The following is a 23206-nucleotide window of genomic DNA, read 5'->3' on the forward strand; positions in this document are numbered from 1 at the left end:
TCAGTCGGTGCCGCGCAGGGTGCGATAAAAGTCGTGAACATGGGGGGTCTCCCGATAGCCCTGATCAGGCTTGGTGTCGTGGGTCAGCACCTCTTTGCCCACCACCCGACCGGTGGCACCGGCCAATACGCCTATGGTGGCGACCACGCCAACTCCCTTGATCAGATTGCGGCGGGACGGGTCTTTCAGCTGTTCATCGCTCATTCTTGTGACCTCTGTTTTTGTAATGTCCGGCGCCTGCGCGCCAGCTTCGCGTCCAATGGGATATCTCGTCTGTTCGTTTTGTTGTGGGTGGTTCGGGGCATTCAGCCCGGCACCACGCAGGCGCCAAACGGCAGGCGCAATTCGTTTTCCAGCTTGAAGAAATCTTCGGCAAGGGCGCCGACCGCCCGGTAGAAGCTGCCCCCTTTCGCCTGTTGCTGATCGCGGCAGCAGGCGAGTACCCAGGGGGCAAGGTGGCGTTCATAGAAGCGGTTGCGATCCGGGTGCTGCTCGGCAATCAACACCGCCATCACCTCACAGAGGGCGGCGAGATGATCTTCCGGCTCGCACACTCCGCTCTGGCGCTCGAAGCCGAGGGACTGCAGATCTGCGCGCAGCACCGCCAGCGGCAGCTCCATCAATGAGCCGGTGAGATACCAGGAGGCAAACGGCACGATCTCCCCGCGCCCCAGCCCGATAAAGAGATCCTGATACTCCTCGGCAAGCTCGTTTTCGTGGTGGCTGCTGGCCGCCAGCTGCACCAACCCCAGCCCTCTGGCAAAGGGGCCCGGCATAGCCTGCAACCCTTGCAGCCAGGCGAGCTGTTCGCCACGGGGAGCGGCGCGCCAGAGGCTTGCCAGCAGGGCGTAGAGATCGGCGCTGCTCTGTTCCAGTTCGGTCATGGTCAGTTCGCCGGCCTTTTCGTTATGTTGTTCACTCATCACTGGCCCCTCATACCTTGAGCTGGGAGACGGGATCCGCCGCCAGCGCCGCAAACACATCCTTGACCCGACAGTCCTCACACATCAGCAGCCGCTGGGCGGCCTCGTTCTGGAAGTGGGAGTGACCGGCCAGTTTTTGCTGGATGCGGCGGATCATCGAGGCCGGCGCGAACGGCTTGGAGCAGCGAATGCAGCAGGCGGCCTCTTCGGCCTTGAGGCTCTGCACCGCGCGGCGCGCCTCGGGCACAGGCTGCAAGCGGGGCACCAGCACGATGGCCTGCTCAGGGCACGCCTTTTCGCACATGCCGCACTGGATACAATCCTGCTCGATAAAGTTGAGGCCGGGGGCATGACCCACCGCATGCAGGGCGCGACTCGGGCAGACCGCCACGCAACCCATGCAGAGGGTGCAGTCAGACTCTTTGAGTTCCACACTGCCGTATGGAGCGCCATGAGGCACTGCCAGCGGCTCGCGGCTCCCGTCATTGGCCTGCCAGAGGGCATCGAAGGCAGCAAACAGGTTCTCCCGCTTGTCCCCCTTGAGCGGCTTGTCCAGCAGGGCAACGGCCGACTGGCCGGAAACAGGCTCACCAGCATCTGCGTCAAACAGAGCAATGCGATCGGCAGCAAGGCCGGCGCCCGCCAGCAGCACGGCGGCGCTCGCCAGCTCCCGCTCAACCAGCGCACGGACGCTTTCGGGGGCATCGTCGCCGAGCGCAATGCGCACCGCACTGGCGCCATAGGCGAGTGCGGCGAACCAGCTCTCGATGCCTAAACTCGCGCTCTCCTCCACCCAGACTGGCAGCCAGTTGGCGGGCAGGCGGGTGAGTTCGGCTTCCACCCATTCGCGCTCGTTTTCACCGGCGATCAGCAGCTGCGGCGCTTCGCCGCCCGCCTCTCGGTAGTGCTTGAGCAAGCGCAGCAGGTAGTCGCCGCTGGTGTTGGCATCGGGCTGGTGATAGGCAATCGCCCCGGTCGGACAGGCAGAGGCACAGCTGCCAAAGCCCTGACAGAGATGGGGATCGATCTGGATGCGACCATTGATGGGCTTGAGGGCATCGGTCGGGCAGACATCGAGGCAGCGGCTGCAACCGGGCACGCCGCGGGCGGTAAAGGCGCAGGCCTCGGGGTCGAGACGAAAATAGCGCGGTTTGTCGAAGATGCCGGTCAGTGCGCAGATCTCGGCAAGCCGTTCGGCCAGCCCTTGGTCATCAAAGAGATGCAGATAACCGACCGGCGGGCGCTCCAGCGCAAAGAGCGGGACGCGGCCCAGATCGGCCACCAGATCAAAGCGCGGTTCGCGTGGCTGTTCACTGACAGCAGCCGCTTGTTGTGGAAAGCCTTGTTGTGGGAAGCAAAGCGCCGCCAGATTAACCCGCTCGCCCTGTCCGTTAAGGCCGGTGAGCTGGAACTGCCCGAGATACCCTGTCAGGCTCGGTTCGCGGAGGGTCAGGGCCGCGAGGGATGCGGTGGCATCGAAAATGGTTTCGAGATCGGCCGCCTCGGCATCGTGAACCGATTCGCTCACCAGCAGAATGGGCTTCACCCCGGCGGGCAGCAGGCTGGCGGCGCGGCGAATGCGATCCTCCGGGCCGACCAGCAACAAGCGCCCCTGACTCTGGTAGGAGACAGTGGCCGGGATCAGGTTGTCGGTCTTGACCGTATGCTGCAGCGCATAGGCGCGAGCGCGCGCGTTATACGCGGCCGCCCCCGCCTCGCGGGCTAGATTTGGGGCCAGATTTGGGCTCAGATTTGGCAATGTTTGTTCAGTGCTCACATACGCTCCTGTGCGCGCCACCTCATGGGATGGGCGCTTGTTGGTAAGCCGAGAGAGCAAGAGGCGAGCCAACTCCCCCGGAAAAAAAGTGACTGACAGGGAGTCAGGATCCTGAGGGTGCCATTCCCCCACCTTTGGTTGGGACATTTTGTCCACCGCAGGAAACCAAAATGTCCCGATCGTCGGTGTGGGTTTGAGAATGGTTATCAGCCAGCTCGTGCGGCTCGGCGGCAGGTTCGCTGGCAAGCGCCACCGGTTCAGCAGACCCGCTGGCCGGATTGGCCGATTCGTTCTCCGGGGCGATCACCTGATCCACCAGCCAGTTGCGCAGCCCGGCGGTCAGGGCCGCAGGCAACAATTCGGGCTGGCTGAAATCCTGGGTGTAGTCGTCGAGCCCATCCGGCTTGTGGCTGCGAAACATGGCCCGCAGCGCCTCCTTGTCGGGGAGTTTGGCCTTGCCCTGCGGGGCTGTTGTTAGCGGCGGTTCGCCACTCTCGGCCCCCTCAATGGCACGCGGTTCACTGCTCCCCTTGTCAGTGCTGACTACGGGGCTATCCAGCGATGTATCTGGAGTTTCAGCTTCGCTGCTGTCTTCGATAGGGGCGGCAACTGCCTCGGGGATAACCTCTTCCCGTGGCTGCAATACCTGATGCTTGCGCGCCTCACTCTTGCGAGACGACCAACGCTTAAGGAACTCACTCATGGGTACGATTTCCGCTGTCGCTGCCACGCTCGCGGCCATCGGGGCCGGTGGCTTTAACGGCGCCGCAGCTGGCTTGATCTAACGTATCTCTTGATGTCGCTACAGCCGTATCGAGGCCCAGCTGATCCTGCGCCCGTCCCTTGCCCTTTTTGCCCTTGCGGCGGGCCTCCAGCAGCTCGCCGTGGCGGCCGATAAAGGCCTCCACCCAGGCTTGCAGCGCCTCGGGCAGCGGGCAGGAGAGCACCTGCCGCTCGCCATCCATATAGGCGGCGGCCACGGTCTGGCTCAGGGTCAGGCCATCGGCCACAAAGCCATTGTCCACGCGGCTTCCGGTGACAAAGAGGCGGGGCGAGCCGGAGCTCAAATTGAAGCGATAATCCCCCCGCTCATCGCGAAACAGGGTAAGGGGCAAGGCACCTGCAGCCTCGGGCTCGGCGGGATGAAGCGCCGCAATCTCGAAACGGCGGCTCTGCCAGCGGCCAACCTGGCTGTCGATGGCCTTTAACTCCAGTTGCAGCCAGCGCTGCGGGGGCAAGGTATTGGTGGTGTCTTGCACTGTCACGGCTCCCATCAGAAGGTCTCTGCCGGGCCGCCCTCCCCCGTGATCCACCCTGTTCGAGGCAGATCAGAGCAGGAGATTTATGGCGGCCACAGCCATTAATGGGATAAGACATAGCAAGAGTGGGGCCAAGGCAGGTTTGGTGGTGGATGGAGGCTTTAATGCGGGTTGGCCTGTCATGCGGAGTATGGGTTGGCGCGGGCGTAGGTTGGTGCAGAGCGCAGCGAAGCCCAACATGCGGAGTAAAACCAATCAGCCTGTGTATCTGATCGAGGGAATGGCAATAATCGAATAACGCTGAATTATCAGATTATTGCCTTGATAAGGTGTTCGCGGTAAACGTTGGGCTTCACTTCGTTCAGCACCAACCTACGATTAAACCTATCATACAAGATATAAATTCGTAATGTAGACATCTCTTTTTCGGTGATTAAACTTAGATCATAGACAACCTAACTTATATGCTCTGTAATTCTTTGCGCATCTGACTCATTAACTCTTTAGATGTCGATTGTGTTTCTATTGCCAATTCTGATAGTTCACTCTGAAGCTTTATAGCCAAATCATTATTTTTGTTTATGATGATATCTAAGAAATTTGACATGAACTCATGTGACTTATCTACTGTAGCTTTTGTCAAAGCTTCTAATCTGGAGAAAGTTGCAAGCATTTCGTCAGAAGCAGTTAATTTAAGCTTGTTGGATTCTGCATATAACATCAATAAATCATCTGCGCCAGAGCGCATAACCTCTGATATTTTGGAGTTAAGCCAACATATAACCTCTCGTTCTTTATCTTTGTTTTCAGAGAGAGAAGCATCTAAGTAATCTTTGAAGTATTTATTATATACAGGTTCCATAACCTCTCGCATATTAACTTGGAACTTTCTCCCGAAATCATCAAGGCGAGAGACATACATTTCATATTGATTTACTTTTAACTCAAAGACAGCCCTTCTTCTCTCAATATCTAAAGAAAAGCCATGTTTGATTTTCTCTATGGCTTTTTCATGGCTCTGTTTATTAAAATACATAAACAAACCCCAAAGAACATTAATCAAGCAAAAAACCCAAGTAAAATAATCAGGGTTTTCTTTGATGATGTTATATATCAACTCCATAATACCTCTTTGAACATCATTCAATATCATTAGCGAGCATATACACCCTGACTTTACAACGTATTCTACTAATCTGGAACAAAACTTGCTGTATCCCTCCCCTTAGATCCCGGCAACCGGTCGCGAGGGGCCCATGACACCGACCTTTATCAAAAGCAATGCTGCCGCCCAGCTCACCATGGCCGTCGAGGTGATGGATGAACAGGGCACAATGAACACCCGCCAAATCGCCTGTGAGCGGCCACTGACTGTCTACCTCAACTGGAAGGAGATAGTAACCCTGATGACGCTGGGGGCCCGCCCCGAGGCACTGGTGCTGGGCTATTTGAAAAATCAGGGCTTTATCGAGGATATTGCGGCCATCGAGTCGGTCATCGTCGACTGGGAGAGCGAGGCCGCCGCCGTGGTGAGCAGTCAGCAGGCCGAAGATCTCGACAAGTCACTGGAGAAGAAGACGGTCACCTCCGGCTGCGGTCAGGGCACCATGTATGGCAGCGTGATGAAGAAGCTCGAAGGGGTGGTCTTGGCGGCGCCCGAGCTTAAACAGAGCACCCTCTACGCCCTGCTGAAAGCCCTGTCGGCCCATAACGAAACCTACAAGATGGCGGGTGCTGTGCATGGCTGCGCCATCTGTCGCGGCAGCGAAATCCTCTCCTTTGTCGAAGATGTGGGGCGCCACAATGCGGTGGATACCCTGGCGGGCGAGCTATGGATGCGCGGCGAGAGTGGCCACGACAAGATTTTCTACACCACCGGGCGACTCACCTCGGAGATGGTGATCAAGGTGGCGCAGATGGGCATTCCTGTGCTGCTGTCGCGCTCCGGCGTAACCCAGATGGGGCTGGATCTGGCCCGCCAGCTCGGCATCACCATGATTGCCCGCGCCAAGGGGCGCCATTTCGAGGTATTCAGCGGCCACGACCATATGGTGCTGGACGAGAAGCCGCCGGTGCTGGCGCCCGGTTCGACCGGTCGCGGGATGCGGGACTAAGCCATGAACGAATTTATGAACGTGAAGCAGGTGGCGGAGTATCTCGATCTCAACGAGAAGAAGGTCTACCAGCTCGCCAACGAGGCGCGCATCCCCGCCACCAAGGCGACCGGCAAGTGGCTGTTTCCCCGCTCCCTGCTCGATCGCTGGCTGCTCGGCAGCTGCCACGAGGGGGTGATGAACGACCGGCTGCTGCTGGCAGGCTCGGACGACGTGCTGCTGCACTACGCCAGCAGCCGCTTGGCCCGGCAGCTCGGCACCCAGGCACTGGTGGGCTACACCCCGTGCGGCACCCGGCAGGGGCTGGCGATGCTGGCACGCGGCCATGTGGATCTCTGCGCCATCCACTGGGGGCAGGCCGAGGAGGCCCACCTGCGCCACCCGGCGCTGGTGCAGCAGTATCAGGGCCACCGGCAATGGGTGATCGTTCATGGATTTCGGCGGGTGCAGGGGCTGGTGCTGCGGCAGGGGTTGCAACCCAAAGAGGCGAAAGAGGCACTCGACTGGCGCTGGGCCATGCGTCAGGAAGGCGCCGGCAGCCAGCGCGCCCTGCAGGAGTGGCTGCAAACGCAAGGGGAGTCGCTGACACGGCTGGAGCGCACTCTCGAGGTCAACAGCGAACGGGAGCTGGCCGCCGCCATCAGCCGTGGCGATGCGGATGTGGGGCCCGGCGCCCAGAGCACCGCCACTGAGTTTGGCCTCGGCTTTATGCCCTTGTCGCAGGAGTGCTTCGATCTGGTGATGCCGCAGGGGGTCTTCTTTCGCACCCTGCTGCAACAGCTGATCGGCTGGCTGCAATCCCCCGAGGGGCGCGAACTGGCGGCCCGCCTCGGCGGCTATGACCTGAGCCAGAGCGGCAAGCTGGTGTGGAGCCCGCAGTAAAGAACCCTCACCCACAGACAAAACAGCCCGCCAACCATGTTGACGGGCTGTTTTTGTAACGGGCCTTTTTTAAGCAGCATCAATCGCTTGTCTCACGCCCTTCGGCATTGAGGGCGATGCGCCACCCTTCCAGTTTCGCGGGCTCGCTGCCGCTGGGCAGCAGGGCGTGGCTGCGCAGCCGCACGGTAAAGCAGCTCCCCTGCCCCGGGGTGGAGTCCACCAGCAGCTCGCCGCCCCAGCGACTGATGATGCGGTGACTCAGAGCCAGCCCCAGCCCGGTGCCGGTGGCGCGGGTGGTGAAGAAGGGGTCGAAGATCTTGTCGATAATGGCCGCCTCGATGCCGCTGCCGTTGTCGATCACCCGCACCTCGGCCCCGCGCAGCTGACCCAGTTCATCGACCCAGTCGCGGCTCTCGACCCGGATCTCCCCCTGCTCCCCCAGCGCGTGGCTGGCGTTGACCAAGAGGTTGATCAGCACCTGCAGCAGCTGCTGGCGATCCGCCTCGATGGGCTGCTGGGCCCTGAGATCGGCCACCAGCTCCACCTGCTGCTGACGCAGGGCGGAGCGCACCAGGGTCAGGCTCTCCTCGATGATGGGATTGAGGTGCTGCCACACCGGCGCCGTCTCATAGTCGCCGGGGCGAGAGTATTGCAGCAGGCTGCGGGTGATGGCGCGGATGCGCTCGATCTGGGCCAACACCAGCGCCAGCTCCTCGCTGACCGGCTCGGCCGCCTCCCCCAGCTCCAGCTTCATCAGCTCCACATTGCCGAGGATCACCGCCAGGGGGTTGTTGATCTCGTGGGCAACCCCGGCGGAGAGCTCGCCAAGGGCCGCCAGCTTCTCGCTGATAAGCAGCTGCTGGCGCGCCTCGGTCAGCATATGGATATGATCTTCCAGCTCGGCAGTCTTGAGCTCGAGACTTTGGGTGCGCTCGGCCACCTTCTGCTCCAGCTCATCGGCGCTACGGGCCATCTGCTGCTGATGCGCCTCTTGCCTGTCCAGCATGGCGTCAAACTGGCGACCGAGCTGGGCCAGCTCGTGGTCAGGGTCGAGCGCCAGCGGGCCGATGCGAGCCGACTCCCCGGCCTGCACCTGCCGCACCACCTTGTGCATCCGCTCGATGGGGGAGAAGAGATCCCGTGCGCCGCGATAGACCAGCAGGCCGGAGAGCAGTAACAGCAGCACCACGCCGGAGCCCAGCTCCACCAGATTGGTGAGGTAGGTGCGGATAATGGGCCACTCGAGAAAGCCCACATAGAGCATGCCGATCCGCTCGCCCCTGGCGCCCAAAAGCGGCTCGTAGCCCGAAACATACCAAGCGTCGTGAACGAAGGCGCGGTCAACCCACATCTCCCCCCGCCCCAGTACCTGCTCGCGCACCGGTGGCGAGACCCGGGTGCCCACCGCCCGGCCCACCTGACGGCTACTGCTGACCGGTACGTTGGTGCTCACCCTAAGATCGTCGAGAAACAGGGTAACTGTGCCAACGCTGCCATCCGGCAGGGTGTTTTTGGCAAACACCTGCCCCTTGAGCTCATCCACCAGCCGGGTGCTGCCGTTGACAAGCTCGCCCCCCTCCAGCACGGCCCAAAGGGAGCCGTCGCGACCCATCACAGGGGTCAGTGACAGGCTGATCAGCCCCCGGTTCTCCACCGCTTTGGTGCCATCCCGCTGCCACAACACGGCCCGCTTGGCCAGTTGCGGGGAGAGGGCGAGCATCTCCTGCTGCGACCAGACCACGAAGTGGCTGACGCTGCGCCCGGCCGTGAGGGCGGCGCGCTCCTGCGCCGTCAGCTGATCCAGCTCGGGGCCACGGCGCAAGCGCAGAAAATCGAGACCATAGTTGGCCGCCAGCGGCATCACCCAGTCATGCAGCTGATCCGGCGATTCCCGCAGCCGCAGCTGAAAGGCCCAGGCATCGCGCAGATGCTCGAGATGCTCGGTCTGGCGCTGCTGCTGCACCGTGATGGCGTGATGGGCCACCCCGAGATCGCTGCGCACCGTGGTGAGCAGGTTCTGCCAGCTGTAGGTGAGGGTCCAGTAGAGGGTGAGCGCAATCATGCCCACCAGGGTGAGCATGATGGGTACCGAGGTGAGCAGCAGCAGGCGCCAGCGCACCTTGGTGCGCACGCAACGGGGCAACAGGGCGCGCATGCAGCGGGAGAGCAGGGTCAGTTTCATCGCCACCCCATCCGATCAGCCTTCCTCATTCGATGGCCCACTCTTTGAATTTGCGATCCAGCGTCTTGCGCGCCACCCCGAGCACCCGGGAGGCGGCAGACTTGTTGCCATCATGGCTCGCCACCACCTGCAGGATGTGGGCTTTTTCCACCTCCGCCAGCGGCCACGCCAGCGGATAACCCTCCTCGCTCGTCCCCTGTTCGGCAGGCTTGCTGCTCTGCCAGTAATCCGCCGGGGGCTTGCCCAGCAGCAGGCAGCGCTCGATGAGGTTGCGCAGCTCCCGCACGTTGCCGGGCCAGGGGTAGGCCTGCATCGCCACCACATCCTCGTGGGTCCAGCTCAAGGAACCCATCCCCATCTCGGCGGTGAGCTGGCGGGTGAAGTGGTGTACCAGCGCGGGGATATCGTCGATCCGCTCCCGCAACGGGGCGACCGGCAGCGCCACCACGTTGAGGCGATAGAAGAGATCTTCGCGAAAGCGGCCCGCCTCCACCTCTTCCTTGAGGTTGCGGTTGGTGGCGGCGACGATGCGCACATCCACCGCCAATTCGCGCTCGGCACCGACCGGGCGGATGGCCTTCTGCTCCAGTGCCCGCAGCAGGGAGGCCTGCATGGCGAGCGGCATCTCGCCGATCTCGTCGAGAAACAGGGTGCCCTGATGGGCGACCCGAAACAGGCCGTCACGCCCCTTGCGGGCGCCGGTAAAGGCCCCCTGCACATGGCCGAACAGCTCGCTTTCCAGCAGCTCCGGCGCGATGGAGGCGCAGTTGAGGGGCACAAAGGCCCCCATCCGGCCAGAGAGTTGATGCAGGGCGCGGGCCACCAGCTCCTTGCCGGTGCCGGACTCCCCCTCCACCAGCACGGCGGCGTTGGAGGGAGCCACTCTGGCGATGAGCGTCTTGAGCTCGCGGGTCTTGGCACTGTCGCCGATCAGGGTGGGCGGGAAGAGCTTGCTCACCTCCCGGCGCAGCAGCAGGTTCTCCCGCTCCATCTGGCGGCGCTCGATGACTCTGTCCACCGCCTGCACCATTTGATCGAGGTTGAAGGGCTTGAGGATAAAGTCGCTGGCGCCGAGGCGCAGCGCCTTGAGGGCGGTCTCCATATCGCCAAAACCGGTCATGAAGATGATGTCGCTGCGGCGGGTGGCCGGGTCGATGGCTTCGTGCCACTCGATACCGGAGCGCCCCGGCAGCCGGATGTCGGCGATGATAAGGTCAAAGTGAAGGCGGCAGCGCAGGGCTTCCGCCTCCTCCACACTGGCGGCAGTCTCAATCTGGGCAAAACGCTTGGCCAGCGCCTTGGCCAGAAAGCTGCGCATGCCGGGCTCATCGTCAACGATAAGCAGGGAGAGGGCAGACCAGCGGCTGGGAGGGAGTGTCATGGAAAAAAGTACCTCGGATGCACGTACGGTCGGTGAATGTCCCGATAACCGGAACCTTAGTGGGACATTTTGTCCTTACCGTATCAAAAGCACCAACACCAATTATTAAAAGCGATAACAAGCTCACCTAATTGATTCTAATAAGCTTCTGTTTTTAAACGGCAAACCGTGAATGCAGCGGCAAAGGAACGGTTTGGCACCCTGCTTGCTTACTCTTGCCCTCTCCTCAGCCACCCTGAAAAAGTTGCATCACGATGACGATAAAAACCAGCCTCAAACGTTTTGCCCTCTCCCTCGCCACCAGCCTGCTGATCGCCGGTGCTGCCCACGCCGAAGCGGATACTAATGCCACAAAAGCGCCGATCCGCCTCGCCACCACCACCAGCACCGAGCAGTCCGGTCTGCTGGGCTGGCTGCTGCCCCAGTTCACCAAGGAGACTGGTTATCCGGTGCAGGTAATGGCGGCTGGTACCGGCCAGAGCCTGAAGATGGGCGAAAACGGCGACGCGGATCTGGTGATGACCCACGCCCCCTCTGCCGAGAAGAAGTTCGTCGATGCGGGCTTTGGCATCGAGCCGGTACACCTGATGTACAACGACTTCGTCATCGTCGGCCCGGCCAAAGATCCGGCGGGTCTCGGCAAACTGCACGACGCGGCCAAGGGGCTGCAAGCCATCAAGGAGCAGGGCCAGACCTTTATCTCCCGCGGTGACGAGTCCGGTACCCACATCAAGGAGAAGACCCTGTGGCAGGCGGCTGACGTCAAACCCGAGTTTGCCGGTTACAAATCCATCGGCCAGGGGATGGGCCCGACCCTGACCATGGCCTCGGAGCTGGGTGCCTACACCCTGACCGACCGCGGCACCTGGCTCGCCTACCAGAGCAAGCTGGATCTCGCCGTACTGCTGGAGGGTGACAAGCGCCTGTTCAACCCCTATCAGGTGATCCTGGTCAACCCCAAGCGCTACCCGGATCTCAACACCGAAGGGGCCCGCACCCTGAAGAACTGGCTGATCTCCGAGCATGGCCAGAAGCTGATCGGCGACTTCAAGGTGGCGGGTCAGGCGCTGTTTGTAGCGGATGCCAACGGGAAATAATGGCAACCCCTGCGATGACCTTGATGGCCCTCCCCCGGTTCGCTGAGGGAGGCGCCTGATGCCGACCCTGCTCGACACGACCGTATTGACGGCCCTCGCCCTGCACGATGAGAGAGAGGTCTGATGCCGACATTGATCGACACGACATTGGCGGCTCTCGCCCTGCTGTTCAGTGGTGACACCGAACTGTGGCAGGTGGTGGGGGTCTCCTTCTCCGTCTCCTGCATCGCCCTGCTGTTGGTGCTGCTGCCCGCCTTGCTGCTGGGCTTTGCCCTGGCCTATCTGCCGCTGCCCGGCCGCTGGCTCTGGCTCTCCTGCATCAATACCCTGCAATCGGTGCCGACCGTGGTGATTGGCCTCTTGCTCTATATGCTGCTGTCGCGGGCCGGCCCCTTTGGCGACTGGAAGCTGCTTTTTACCCAGCAGGCGATGGTGGTGGGGCAGATGCTGATCGCCTTTCCGGTGATCGCCACCATGGCTCATGCGGCGTTTGTCCAGAGTGACCGGCGCGCCTGGGAGACCGCCCTGACCCTGGGGGTCTCCTGGCCCAAGGCGCTGATCGGCCTGATGCACGAGTGCCGTTTTGGTCTGCTGGCCGCCATCATCGGCGCCTTCAGCCGCATCGTCACAGAGGTGGGCTGCTCCATGATGGTGGGGGGCAATATCCTGCACTTTACCCGCAATATCCCCACCGCCATCGCGCTGGAGACCCAGAAAGGGGCCTTCACCCAAGGGGTGGCGCTCGGCATAGTGCTGCTCACCCTCGCCCTCTTGCTCAACCTGCTGCTGACGGCCTGTCGCGGCCACAGCTATCTGAAGAACTGACCATGCCCCCACTGTGTACCAACAGGAGTACCCCATGGCCCTGACCGCCCACCAGCTGACGATGCGCTTTGGCGAGCGCCAGCTGTTCGAGATTGACCGGCTCGCCATCGCACCGGGGGATGCCATCTGGCTGCACGGAGCCAACGGGGTAGGCAAGACCACTTTGCTCAAGATCCTGGCGGGGCTGCTGGCCCCCACCCGCGGCCACACCAATCTGCCGGGACGCTGGCAGCAGCGGCTCAACCGGCTGCTCAAGCGGGATCTGGGGCCGGGCCGGGTCACCTATCTGCACCAGACCCCCTATCTGTTCGATCGCACAGTTCACGACAACGTGGCCTGGGCGCTCGATAAACAGCTCGGCAGCGAGATCCGGGTGTTCGAGGCGCTACGCCGGGTCGAGCTGGAGGGGCTGGCGCGGGAGCACATCAGCATTCTCTCGGGTGGCGAACGGCAACGGCTGGCAATGGCCCGCGCCTGGGCGCTGCAACCGGCCTTTCTGCTGATGGATGAACCCACCGCCAATCTGGACACACATTCGGTTGCCCTGATGGCCGCATTGGCGCAAGATCTGCGGGAACATGGCAGCGGCCTGGTCGTCATCAGCCACCAGAGCAACGCCCTGACCGACCTGTGCGAGCGGCAATGGACCCTCGCCCGTGGCCAGCTGCAAGAGACGACCCCTTTAAAAATCATCGAGCGACATGACTTCAAAAAGCGACAGCCACTCTGATCCCGTTGCCGTATCAGCAGTGATCCTGGCAGGAGGCCGCGCCACCCGGATGGGGGGCGAAGACAAGGGATGGGTAGCACTGGCGGGACGCCCTCTTATCGACCACGTTCTGGCGCGCCTGCGCCCCCAGGTGGATGAGGTGCTGATCAACGCCAACCGCAGTCAGGCCCGCTATCAGGCGCTGGCCCAGGTCATCAGCGATGACAACAACGACTATCTCGGCCCGCTGGCGGGCATGCAAGCAGGTCTTGCTGCCGCCCGTCACGACTGGGTGCTGTTTGTCCCCTGCGATGGCCCCGCCCTGCCGCTGGATCTGATGAGCCGCTTTCGCGCCGCCCTGACCCCGGATACCGAGCTGGTAGTTGCCCACGATGGCGACTGGCTGCAACCCGTGGTAGCCCTGCTGCACAAATCCCTGCTCCCCTCCCTCACCGCCGCGCTGGCAGAGGGAGAGCGCAAAATCGATATCTGGTTTGCCCGCCACAATATGGCGGTGGTGAGCTTTGCCGATCAGCCGGATGCCTTTATCAATCTCAATAGCCCTGCCGAACTGGCCGCCTACGAGGCCCGTCTGCTTGCCCCGGCTATCGACCCCCAACAAGGAGTCACCTCATGACCCCGGCCCCCACTCTTCCCCTGCTAGGCTTCGCCGCCTGGAGCGGCACCGGCAAGACCACCTTGCTGGAGCAGTTGATCCCCCTGCTGGTGGATCGTGGCCTGCGCATCGGGGTGCTCAAGCACGCCCACCACGACTTTGATATCGACCAGCCGGGCAAAGACAGCTATCGCCTGCGCAAGGCGGGTGCCAAGCAGATGATGGTCGCCTCCCGTCGTCGTCATGCCCGTATCATTGAGACGGAACTGGCCGAAGCCGACTTTCGCCAGCTGCTGGCAAGCTTTGATCAGAGTGAACTCGACCTGCTGCTGGTAGAGGGGTTCAAGCACGAACACTTCCCGAAAATCGAGCTGCACCGCGCCGAAATTGGCAAGCCGCTGCTCTTCCCCGAAGACGGCGACATCATCGCGCTGGCCAGCGATCAGCCCCAACAGAGTGGCGAACAACAGCAGACAAGCCTGCCCCGACTCGATATCAACGATCTGGCGGCTATCGCCGACTTCGTCTGCCGCTGGCTTGACGGCTGCCAGAGCAAGGAGCCGGAGGCGGGCAAGGGCTTTCTCTCGGTCGAGGCGGCCCGCAATGCCATTCTGGCGGCCCTCACCCCGAACACGGCCTGCAGCGACAAACCGCTGGCCCAGTGCCACGGCGCCGTGCTGGCCGCCGATCTGATAAGCCCCATCAATGTGCCGCCCCACGCCAACTCGGCGATGGATGGCATTGGCCTTCGCAGCGACGATCTCGCCGCCGGTCGCTGGCAACTGGTGGGGGAAGTGCTGGCGGGCCAGCAGCGCCACGAGCCTGTGCTGGCCGGTCAGGCGGTGCAGATCATGACCGGCGCTCCGCTGCCACCCGGGGTAGATACTGTGGTGATGCGGGAAGAGACGCTGATTGAAGGGGAGTGGGTCACGGTCACCGCCCCGATCCGGGCGGGACAGAATGTGCGCCTCGCCGGGGAAGATCTCGCCAAGGGTGCGGTCGCCATCCCGGCCGGGACCTGGCTTGGTGCCCCCCAGCTGGGGCTGGCGGCATCACTCGGTCAAGCCTGTCTCACGGTGCGCACCCCGCTGAAAGTGGCGCTGTTCAGTACCGGCGACGAGGTGCAGGCGCCGGGCGAGCAGCTCGCCCCCGGCCATATCTTCGACAGCAACCGCTTTACCCTGATGGCCCTTATCCGCGCCGCCGGTTGCGAGGTGATGGACCTTGGCATCATTCCCGATGACAAGACCATCCTGCGCCAGCAGCTTGAGCAGGCCGCCGCCAGCGCCGATCTGGTGCTGAGCTCCGGCGGGGTCTCGGTGGGCAACGCCGACTTTATCAAGCTGGTGCTGGCGGAGCTCGGCCAGATCGATTTCTGGCGCATCCAGATGCGGCCGGGCCGCCCGCTCGCCTTTGGCAAGCTGGGGCAGACCCCCTTCTTCGGCCTGCCGGGCAATCCGGTGGCGGCGATGATCTGCGTGCTGCAGTTTGTCGAGCCCGCCATCGCCCTCTTGCAAGGCAAGCGGTGGCAGCCGCTGCGCCTCTCGGCACTGGCAGACGAGAAGATGAAGAGCCGCCCGGGGCGCACCGAGTTTCTGCGCGGCATCTTCCATCAGGACCGTAATGGCCAGCTGAGGGTGCGCACCACAGGGCCACAGGGCTCCGGCATTCTCAGCTCCATGGCCGATGCCAACTGCCTGATTGAAATCGTACCGGATCAACCCGGGATCGCCGTTGGCGAGCGGGTCTGGATCCACCCCCTGCAGGGACGACTGGCCTAAATCCCGACGGGGCGTTGGCCGGATGCACGGCGCCCCGTCCCCCACCTGATAGGAGGCAGACCGTGCGTCTTGATGCCCCCCTCTCCCGACTCGATCTGCTGGTCTATGGCCGCTACCGGATCGTCCATGGCCTGCGCATTGCGCTCGCCTTTATGCTCACCTTTCTGCTGACCCGCGAGCTGAAACTGCCGGAGAGCACCTGGCCGCTGATAACCTTGGTGGTGGTGATGGGCCCCATCTCGTTCTGGGGCAATGTGCTCTCCCGCGCCCTGCAGCGGGTGGTGGGCACCATCTTCGGCGCCAGTTGCGGGGTCGTGGCGCTTTATCTCGAGATCTACTCGCTACCGCTTACCCTGATCTGGTGCGGCTGCATCATGTTCCTCTGCGGCTATCTGGCCCTCGGCAAGCGCCCCTATGTGGGGCTGCTGATCGGCATCACCCTGGGAGTCACCATGGGGGCCATGCCGGGGGATATAGAGACGGCGCTGTGGCGCAGTGCCGACGTGATACTGGGCTCCCTGCTGGCGCTGCTCTTTTGCAGCATCTATCCCCAGCGGGCCTATAGCCACTGGCGCCTGCAGTTGCACCAAATCCTGCAGCAGTCGGGGCGGCTCTATCACACTCACCTCTCCCCCAATGTGCTGGAGCGCCCGCGGCTCAAACACAATCTCTCCCAGCTGTTGGCACAGACCGGCAAACTGCGGGCCCTGCTGGCACCTGCAGCCAAGGAGACACGCCACAGCGTCGCCCTGTTTGATGCGGTGCAGGTCACCATGCGCAACACCCTCTGCACTCTTGAGATGCTGGCCAACACCTACTGGAACGATCGGGAGAGCCACTTTCTGATGCAGAGCACGGCTGCGCTGCAAGCCTGCCATCTGGCCACCGAGGAGGCGATCAACCAGCTTGCCCTGATGATGCAAACCGGTGACGGGCGTGGCGCGGATGCCGCCATCGCCCGCCTGCACGAGGTAGCAACCCAGGTATCGCTGCCGCCCAACGCAGAGGCAGCCATCAATGGTTACCTCTGGCTCAACGTCCAGCTGACCGAACAGCTCACCCACCTGCGCCGCCTGCTGGGGCTGATCCTCACCCCGCCCCATCGCAAGCAGCCGGACTAAACCCAATGCAAAACGCCCCGCAGTGGCGGGGCGTTCCTGTCGGCATAGGCACTGATGATCAGGCCGCCGTGCGGGCGTTCTCGCTCATCTGCTCCAGCTCCGCACGGCTCAGGGTAGAGACAAAGCGGCCATCGAAGTAGATATCCATCAACTCGCCACGCTTCTCGCCACGCATCATGCTGCGGCGGCCATCCAGATAGTGCACCTCCATCTGGGCGGTATGCTCGTCCGGGTAGCTGATCTCTACCTCACGCACCCCTTGTGGCAGCATGGCCAGCGGCACCGTCTTGAGGGCCGGATCCAGATGCTGGTTCACCTTGATCACCGGATTGGCCTTCATGTCCACCACAGCCGGAGATTTGCCGGTGATGGGGTTCTTGCCAGACCAGAACTCAATGGTATTGAAGACGAACAGGTCAGCGGTCGCGGCCAGACCGTAGACAGGGGCGAGCAGCATAAAGACCCCGGCACGAGCGTAGCGGTTATCCACCACGCTCAGGTTGCCCTTGGTGACCATGCCAGAAAGCCCCATCTGCCCCATACAGCCGCCCAGACCCATGCTCGCGACCATAACCAGCAGGGCCATTGCCCGCCCCTTCTGTTGTAATGCCATCGTGTTCTGTTCCTACTCTGAAATAAATGAGGCGGCAAGCCTAATCAAGGGGCCAGAAGAGGACAATTCACAATGGCGGGGTGATACAGGAAGAGTTCAGATTGGCGTGCCAAGTGAGCAATAAATAAGCACCGATGGAATAATCATCCATTCGGTGCCTCGTTCAACAACCAATAACCGTCAGGAGCCGATGGCCAGATTGGAGACTGTCTCGGTCACATTGATGGCGCCCTGCTCTATCTGTGACATCACGCCACTCACCTCGCCGATCTGCTCCTTGCCACGCTGGGCACTGGTGGCCACCTCATTGATGTTGCCGGTGATCTGGGCCGTCAGTTCGCGGTTTTTCTGAACCACGCTGGCGATCTCGCCGGTCGAGAGGGAGGTGCGCGCAGCCAGCTGACGTACTTCGTCGGCCACCACCGCAAAACCGCGCCCCTGATCGCCGGCCCGGGCTGCCTCAATGGCGGCGTTAAGGGCCAGCAGATTGGTCTGCTCGGCAATACTGCTGATGGTCGATACGATGGCTTCAATGCTTTTCGACTGCTCATTGAGCTGGCCAATCAGACCGGAAGTGCGGCTCACCTGTTCGGAAATGGCGCTGGAGATGGCAACCGATGCCGCCAGCAGTTCAGACCCGGTTTCGGCAAAGCGGGTGGTCTCCTGCGAAATGGTCTGGGCTATGTTGGCCGCCTCGCTCACTGCCTGGGCGCGCTTGATCCGCTCTGTCACCTCACTGGCAAACTTGATCACCTTGACCACCTTGCCGCTCTCATCCTTGATGGGGTTGTAGGTAGCCTCCAGCCAGATCTCGTTGCCGTGGCTGTCACGACGACTGAACAGCCCCGACTTGAGCTGGCCGTGGGCCAGATCGTCCCAGAAGTGAGGTTGCTCGTGATAGAAGCTCTCATCGCAAAACAGCCTGTGATGCTGCCCCTTGAGCTGCGAAAGGGAGTAACCGACGCAGGAGAGGAAATTCTGATTGGCCGTCACAATCTCCCCCTTGGGGGTGAACTCGATAATGGCGAGTGCCCGATCGAGTGCCGAGATGATCGCTTTCTGACGACTCAACTGCTGATAACTCTCGGTGATATCGGAGGCTATCTTGACGACCCTGACCACCTTGCCCTCAACCTTGACCGGGAAGTAGGTAGCCTCCAGCCACAACTCCCTGCCATGTTTGTCAATGCGCTGGTAGATGCCACTGTGGGAATGCCCCTGACGCAACTGTTCCCAAAACTGGGCATAGGAGGATGACTGGGCGTAGTGGGCATCACAAAAGATCCGGTGGTGTTTACCAATCACCTCCTGCTCGCTATAGCCCACCACACTCAGAAACAGCGGGTTCGCCTCGAGGATCTCGCCACTTGGTGTGAAACTGATGGTAGCGACACCGACTTTTACTGCATCAATAAATGCCTGGGCCTGGGCCAACTGCATTTGACACGCTTGTAATTCCGCTTTGAGTTTGAAGTTGAACATCTTGCCCTGCCCCTCTGTTACCTGTTTACAACTACATCACATCTGCATGAACTTTAGACGAGAAAGCAGAGGGATAACGGGGTCCCATCGATTAAGGTGCCAGATCCCACTCCAGATAGGCCGGATTGGCGACAAAGCCGATCCGCTCATAGAGTGGACGCCCCTGCTCGCTGGCATGGAGCCACACCTTTCCCAGCTGACGCGATCTGGCAAAGGCCGTTATGGCATCGAGCAGCGCCGTGGCGATCCCCTGCTGGCGCCATTGTGTCCGCGTATACATGTTGAGCAGATACCCCTCCATCCCCGCCAGATTGCCGGGATAGGGCGGCCGTTCAAACAATGCCAGCGTCCCTGCCGCCACGATCTGTTTGCCGCCCTCCTGCGTATCGGCCTCAGCCAGCCAGGATAGAGCCCTCTCTTCACTCATCGCCCGGGTAAAGTAGTCAAGGGTGGCCTGCCACAAGGCCGGGTCTGCCTGTGGCGTCACCAACTCACCGACCTCACAAAACAGCTCCATGCGCAGCGCCACCAGTGTGGGAATATCTGCGGCCCTTGCCTGACGAATGATCATTGGCTGCTCCTTTTCTCTCATGGGAAATTTCGCCGGCCGTCATTATGACAAAGAGCGCCTTGTGGCGCTCTTTGTCATTGGGGAAATCACTGATAAATCAATGGCTGCGACGTGTCAGCCAGTGATCCAGGCTCAGCACACCGCCGCCCCAGATGATAAGGATCAGCAGCATCCAGCCCCACAGCTGGTGATCGTAAAAGCCACCCGCCCAGAGGGTCGGGTAGGAGATCACCGCCATGATATTGAAGCCAAACAGCAGCAAGGCGGCCGGGCGAGTAAAAAGCCCCGCCAGCAGGAAGAGCGGCAACAGCAGCTCGGTCGCCGTACCCAGATAAGCAGCCCACAACCAGGGCAGCAGGGGCACCTGATACTCGGATTCAAACAGATAGAGGGTGGAATCCCACGCCGTCAGCTTGAGCCAGCCTGAAGTGATAAAAACCGAGGCGACCCAAAGCCGCGCCAACAACAGCACACCAGCACTGCTCCAACGCGGCAAATCACCACTCGAGCTGGCCAGCGCCAGCCATTTGTTTGCCATCATGGCATTACCTCCATATCCACCAGCAGACCAAGGGTTATCAGGCGAGTGAGATGTTCACTGGCCGCAGGGTCGGCCGCAAGCAGATCGACCAGCGCCGTACCAGCGAGACAATCCTGTAGCAGCGCCCACTCACCCGCCGTCAGGGGCAAGGGGGCAACCCGGCAATCCGGCTGTTTCTTCAGTGCCAACCAGACGGGGGCATCAAGCACCTCCACCGCTTCACCACAGTGCAGCGCCATCTGCCACAGGGCCAGCACCGGATAATCGCTGGCAACCAGCAGCAGATCCGTGGCTGGCAACAGCCGCAGCCGCTCCCATTGTTGCGGCGATAATGCGGCCAGACGCTCGGCTGGCCAGCAGCGTGATTCCAGCGGCAGCAGACTGGCACGCTCAAGCTGCCATTCGAACTGAGCCAGCGCCTCCAGCCAGGGCAGCCCGGTTGTAGTCGGCAAGCGGGCCAACCATTGGCCAAATCCGGCGCCATAATGCATGACGCTCCCTTCCCTGAGCGGCTCGGCCAATACGAAGCCACGGGCCGCCGCTGCAAAAAAGTCATCCCCGACCATAGCCTTGACGGCGGGATAACTGCTCGCCAGCACCTCGCCAAGGCTCAGGATGAAGTGGTTGCGATAGACCTGCAGCACAGATTCGGCAGAAAAGAGCCGGGAGCTGATGTGAGGGGAAATGGCGTCAGGCGCCCCCAGCAGACCATCGGCAAAGTGCTGTTGCAGCTGTGCCAGTTCAGCCATGGGCCACCTCCCGTGGTGCACTCATGGCACGCGCCTCATCCAGAATGGCGCCGGCCTTCGCCGCCTCTGCCAGCAAGACCGGCAGCGGCGGGATCTCGAGGTCCCACTCAATCAGGGTGGGAATGGCCTGCTTGCGGCAGATCTGGCGATAGAGTTCCCAGACCGGCTCCACCACAGGGGCGCTGTGGGTATCGATATAGAGGGAGCCTTCCGGCAGCAGCTTCTCGGTATAACCGGCCAGATGGATCTCCCCGACGGTGGCGAGATCGATCGCCGCCAGATACTCATCGCAAGAGAAACCGTGGTTAAAGGCACTGACATAGAGATTGTTGAGATCGAGCAGGATGCCGCACTCGCTGCGCTGCTGCAGCTCGGCCAGAAATTCCCACTCGCTCATCTCCCCGGGCAGTTGCAGATAGGAGGAGGGATTTTCAATCAACATGCGGCAACCCAGGGTCTGTTGTACCTGCTGGATCTTGTCGCTCATGTTGCGCAGAGAGGCGCGGTTATAGGGCACCGGCAGCAGATCGTTGAAGTAACGCCCGCCAATGCTGCCCCAGCTGAGATGTTCGGAGATCCGTACCGGTTTGATCGCCGCAGCCAGTGTCGACAACTGCTGCAGATGGTGCGGATCGAGCGGATCGGCAGAACCGAGGGACATGCCAACGCCGTGAAGACTGACGGGGTAGTGTTGCGCCAGCTCGGCGAGCACCTGAAAACCCTGGCTGTGCCGTTCGAAGTAATTTTCACTATGCACCTCCAGCCAACCGACTGCCGGCAGGGTTTGCCGGATCTCATCGTAATGGGGAGTGCGTAATCCGATACCAATCAAAGGGTTCATCGCAAGACTCGCTTTCGCCAACCAGAGAAGATGCAGGGAGCGACCCATTGGCCATCCCCTGCCCGATGTCTCTTACTTGGGTTGCAGCGAACCGCCGACCAGCTTCTCGCACAGCCCTTTGGGCATCACCACAAAGGCATCACCCTGAGCATCTTCCTTGGCGGTACCGGCGCAGGAGCTGCTCTTGGTCGCACAGTCATTTTTGCTGGCCTTGACCACGCCGTAGCACTTCTCCTTTTCATCGGCAGCCATGGCTGGCGCCGCGATAAATTGGGCGCCCAGCGCCAGCAGACCGGTCATGGCGGAGGCGATAGCAGTGCTTTTTTTAACATTCATGTTCATGTTCCTTTTGATGTCGTTGGATGTTGCTGATATCCCCGATTTGTCGCAACCGGGTACCTGCAATAGAACCGGCAAACGGGATATTCCCTTTCAAAAAAAAACACCAAAAGAGTTAAAAAACCCAAAGGCAAACACTCAATCAATTGATTTTAAACAGCTATTTCATCATTGAAAATTTCTTGCCGACCACCATTTTATGAACAAAAAAGAGTGCCGTTTGATGCTTTCATCCCGTTAATCTTCTTCACTGCTTCCATCAAAAGAGATGCGTCAGACATAAAAAAGCACCGCCAACAGGCAGGGCTGGATGCAACTTGCAAGAAACAAACAACAAACAAATGGGGACCAGGAGTTGCGGCAAGCAGATAAAAAAAGAGACAGCTTTGGCTGTCTCTTTTTGCACATGGTGCGAATGGGGTTTAGTAGAAGATCCGCTCGCCACGCTCGCTCATTTTGAGCCACACCGGTTTGGTGCTGGTTTTGTTCCAGATCCGGTGCAAATAGCTGTAGAAGCGGGCACGATCGCTGCGAAACAGCATCACGGGGAAAGCCAGAATGCCCACCAGCAATACATAAATGCGACGAAGAATAATCTGAGTCAGGGAAAAGGGATGAAACATGATGTAACTCCTTACTGGTAAGACCACTGAGCAAAGATTACCCCACTCCATGTAGGATTACTACATCACCAACGCATTTTTTTATAAAAAAATGGTGAAAAACGGGAAATACTGAAAACGGGTTACGTCATTAACCAACAGTTAACAAACTTGCAAAAATCGTGCGCTTTGCCACAGTTATCAGGGGAAAAACATGCAGTAGGGAGACACGCATGAAACTGCCGGAAGTGGCACTGCTGGTGCTGATGGTTGCCCTGACACGGGCACAACTGGAGGAGTGGCAACTGAATCGGGAAGATGCCATCGTGCTGGCCGAACGGGGCGTGCCCACGGTCAGCCTGTGGCAATGCGGCACACTGAAGCAACGGATTGCGGATCTCAACCAGCACAGTGCCGAGGTGCAGTTTCAATATCGGGGGCAAAAAATGGCGGATGTGAGCCACTATCTCGAGCGCGAGTGGAAACAGGCTGGCTGCGAACAGTTACTGGTACAGCAAGGATACTGACCAAGGCTCAGACTCGAAGAGTGGTGATTGAGATAAACAGAGAGAATATGGAGGCACGTTCCGGAGTCGAACCGGACTAAACGGATTTGCAATCCGCTGCATAACCGCTTTGCTAACGCGCCATGCTGACAAGACTGATTGTCTTGAAATTGAGTTCCATCGTTGGTGCGATGGAAAATTGGAGCGGGAAACGAGACTCGAACTCGCGACCCCGACCTTGGCAAGGTCGTGCTCTACCAACTGAGCTATTCCCGCGTTACTGCTTTCGTGCCAG

25 protein-coding genes and 2 tRNA genes are annotated in these 23206 nt (G+C 60.8%); 9 read left to right on the forward strand and 18 right to left on the reverse strand.

Features of this window, described 5'->3' with window-relative positions:
• The 6 genes from G5221_RS05105 to G5221_RS05130 form a co-directional block, all read right to left on the reverse strand.
• Positions 1-204 (reverse strand): transcriptional initiation protein Tat, encoded by a 204-nt coding sequence (locus tag G5221_RS05105; RefSeq protein WP_139395093.1) that lies wholly within the window; start codon positions 202-204, stop codon positions 1-3.
• Between the two features lie 101 nt (positions 205-305).
• Positions 306-923, reverse strand: coding sequence for a TorD/DmsD family molecular chaperone (locus tag G5221_RS05110; RefSeq protein ID WP_139395094.1), 618 nt, complete (start codon positions 921-923; stop codon positions 306-308).
• A gap of 10 nt (positions 924-933) precedes the next feature.
• A complete protein-coding gene (locus G5221_RS05115) occupies positions 934-2700 on the reverse strand; it encodes a 4Fe-4S binding protein (RefSeq protein ID WP_266134257.1) in 1767 nt (588 codons plus the stop codon).
• A 103-nt stretch (positions 2701-2803) separates the two neighbouring features.
• Complete coding sequence (locus tag G5221_RS05120) at positions 2804-3403, reverse strand: DUF3306 domain-containing protein (RefSeq protein WP_266134258.1); 600 nt, start codon at positions 3401-3403, stop codon at positions 2804-2806.
• A complete protein-coding gene (locus G5221_RS05125) occupies positions 3396-3974 on the reverse strand; it encodes a DUF3305 domain-containing protein (RefSeq protein WP_266134259.1) in 579 nt (192 codons plus the stop codon). The genes G5221_RS05120 and G5221_RS05125 overlap by 8 nt, the downstream gene beginning before the upstream one ends.
• Before the next feature lie 445 nt (positions 3975-4419).
• The gene (locus tag G5221_RS05130) at positions 4420-5082 is read right to left on the reverse strand and encodes a hypothetical protein (RefSeq protein WP_421262932.1); all 663 of its coding nucleotides are present in this window, start codon (positions 5080-5082) and stop codon (positions 4420-4422) included.
• Between the two features lie 133 nt (positions 5083-5215).
• On the opposite strand from G5221_RS05130, the gene G5221_RS05135 reads away from it, so the two are divergent.
• Both G5221_RS05135 and G5221_RS05140 read left to right on the forward strand, forming a co-directional pair.
• Positions 5216-6073 (forward strand): formate dehydrogenase accessory sulfurtransferase FdhD, encoded by an 858-nt coding sequence (locus G5221_RS05135; RefSeq protein WP_266134260.1) that lies wholly within the window; start codon positions 5216-5218, stop codon positions 6071-6073.
• Between the two features lie 15 nt (positions 6074-6088).
• A complete protein-coding gene (locus G5221_RS05140; RefSeq protein WP_081849330.1) occupies positions 6089-6955 on the forward strand; it encodes a helix-turn-helix transcriptional regulator in 867 nt (288 codons plus the stop codon).
• 79 nt (positions 6956-7034) lie between these two features.
• Here G5221_RS05140 and G5221_RS05145 read toward each other — a convergent pair whose 3' ends face one another.
• Together G5221_RS05145 and G5221_RS05150 are read right to left on the reverse strand one after the other, a co-directional pair.
• The gene (locus G5221_RS05145; protein WP_266134261.1) at positions 7035-9137 is read right to left on the reverse strand and encodes a sensor histidine kinase; all 2103 of its coding nucleotides are present in this window, start codon (positions 9135-9137) and stop codon (positions 7035-7037) included.
• 25 nt (positions 9138-9162) lie between these two features.
• A complete protein-coding gene (locus G5221_RS05150) occupies positions 9163-10518 on the reverse strand; it encodes a sigma-54-dependent transcriptional regulator (RefSeq protein ID WP_266134262.1) in 1356 nt (451 codons plus the stop codon).
• Positions 10519-10772: 254 nt separating this feature from the next.
• On the opposite strand from G5221_RS05150, the gene G5221_RS05155 reads away from it, so the two are divergent.
• The 6 genes from G5221_RS05155 to G5221_RS05180 all read left to right on the forward strand — a co-directional run bounded on the left by G5221_RS05155 (position 10773) and on the right by G5221_RS05180 (position 16667).
• Positions 10773-11615 (forward strand): substrate-binding domain-containing protein, encoded by an 843-nt coding sequence (locus G5221_RS05155; protein ID WP_266134263.1) that lies wholly within the window; start codon positions 10773-10775, stop codon positions 11613-11615.
• 123 nt (positions 11616-11738) lie between these two features.
• On the forward strand, positions 11739-12440 hold the full coding sequence (locus G5221_RS05160; RefSeq protein WP_019446238.1) for an ABC transporter permease: 702 nt from the start codon (positions 11739-11741) through the stop codon (positions 12438-12440).
• Positions 12441-12474: 34 nt separating this feature from the next.
• Positions 12475-13170: an energy-coupling factor ABC transporter ATP-binding protein gene (locus G5221_RS05165; protein WP_005362120.1), complete on the forward strand. Its 696-nt coding sequence runs from the start codon at positions 12475-12477 to the stop codon at positions 13168-13170.
• Complete coding sequence (gene mobA / locus G5221_RS05170) at positions 13142-13786, forward strand: molybdenum cofactor guanylyltransferase MobA (protein ID WP_266134264.1); 645 nt, start codon at positions 13142-13144, stop codon at positions 13784-13786. Before G5221_RS05165 ends, mobA begins: the two co-directional genes overlap by 29 nt.
• A complete protein-coding gene (locus G5221_RS05175; protein WP_266134265.1) occupies positions 13783-15546 on the forward strand; it encodes a bifunctional molybdopterin-guanine dinucleotide biosynthesis adaptor protein MobB/molybdopterin molybdotransferase MoeA in 1764 nt (587 codons plus the stop codon). The genes mobA and G5221_RS05175 overlap by 4 nt, the downstream gene beginning before the upstream one ends.
• 62 nt (positions 15547-15608) lie before the next feature.
• A complete protein-coding gene (locus G5221_RS05180; protein ID WP_042054492.1) occupies positions 15609-16667 on the forward strand; it encodes an FUSC family protein in 1059 nt (352 codons plus the stop codon).
• A 58-nt stretch (positions 16668-16725) separates the two neighbouring features.
• On the opposite strand, the gene G5221_RS05185 is transcribed toward G5221_RS05180, so the two are convergent.
• The 8 genes from G5221_RS05185 to G5221_RS05220 all read right to left on the reverse strand — a co-directional run bounded on the left by G5221_RS05185 (position 16726) and on the right by G5221_RS05220 (position 22426).
• Positions 16726-17280, reverse strand: a complete 555-nt coding sequence (locus G5221_RS05185; protein WP_266134266.1) for a DUF3332 domain-containing protein — start codon at positions 17278-17280, stop codon at positions 16726-16728.
• 180 nt (positions 17281-17460) lie between these two features.
• The gene (locus G5221_RS05190; RefSeq protein ID WP_088868722.1) at positions 17461-18762 is read right to left on the reverse strand and encodes a methyl-accepting chemotaxis protein; all 1302 of its coding nucleotides are present in this window, start codon (positions 18760-18762) and stop codon (positions 17461-17463) included.
• 91 nt (positions 18763-18853) lie between these two features.
• Positions 18854-19333 (reverse strand): GNAT family N-acetyltransferase, encoded by a 480-nt coding sequence (locus G5221_RS05195; RefSeq protein ID WP_227342164.1) that lies wholly within the window; start codon positions 19331-19333, stop codon positions 18854-18856.
• Positions 19334-19430: 97 nt separating this feature from the next.
• The gene (locus G5221_RS05200; protein WP_158112124.1) at positions 19431-19874 is read right to left on the reverse strand and encodes a DoxX family protein; all 444 of its coding nucleotides are present in this window, start codon (positions 19872-19874) and stop codon (positions 19431-19433) included.
• Positions 19871-20623 carry a DNA-binding domain-containing protein gene (locus G5221_RS05205; protein WP_216953114.1) on the reverse strand — a complete coding sequence of 251 codons (753 nt, stop codon included), beginning with the start codon at positions 20621-20623 and terminating at the stop codon, positions 19871-19873. The genes G5221_RS05200 and G5221_RS05205 overlap by 4 nt, the downstream gene beginning before the upstream one ends.
• Positions 20616-21464, reverse strand: a complete 849-nt coding sequence (locus G5221_RS05210) for a DUF692 domain-containing protein (protein WP_227342163.1) — start codon at positions 21462-21464, stop codon at positions 20616-20618. Before G5221_RS05210 ends, G5221_RS05205 begins: the two co-directional genes overlap by 8 nt.
• A 72-nt stretch (positions 21465-21536) precedes the next feature.
• Positions 21537-21800 (reverse strand): DUF2282 domain-containing protein, encoded by a 264-nt coding sequence (locus G5221_RS05215; protein WP_005334862.1) that lies wholly within the window; start codon positions 21798-21800, stop codon positions 21537-21539.
• Positions 21801-22225: 425 nt separating this feature from the next.
• Entirely contained in the window at positions 22226-22426 is a 201-nt protein-coding gene (locus tag G5221_RS05220) for a YbfA family protein (protein WP_005334863.1), read from the reverse strand.
• Between the two features lie 212 nt (positions 22427-22638).
• Here G5221_RS05220 and G5221_RS05225 point away from each other — a divergent pair, with 212 nt between their 5' ends.
• A complete protein-coding gene (locus G5221_RS05225; protein ID WP_219264285.1) occupies positions 22639-22932 on the forward strand; it encodes a hypothetical protein in 294 nt (97 codons plus the stop codon).
• Positions 22933-22980: 48 nt separating this feature from the next.
• Here G5221_RS05225 and G5221_RS05230 read toward each other — a convergent pair.
• A tRNA-Cys gene (locus tag G5221_RS05230) sits at positions 22981-23054 on the reverse strand.
• A 57-nt stretch (positions 23055-23111) separates the two neighbouring features.
• Positions 23112-23187, reverse strand: a tRNA-Gly gene (locus G5221_RS05235).
• Between the last annotated feature and the right edge of the window lie 19 nt (positions 23188-23206).

It is taken from the genome of Aeromonas sp. 602200 (assembly GCF_049173895.1).
Taxonomy (GTDB): domain Bacteria; phylum Pseudomonadota; class Gammaproteobacteria; order Enterobacterales; family Aeromonadaceae; genus Aeromonas; species Aeromonas veronii_A.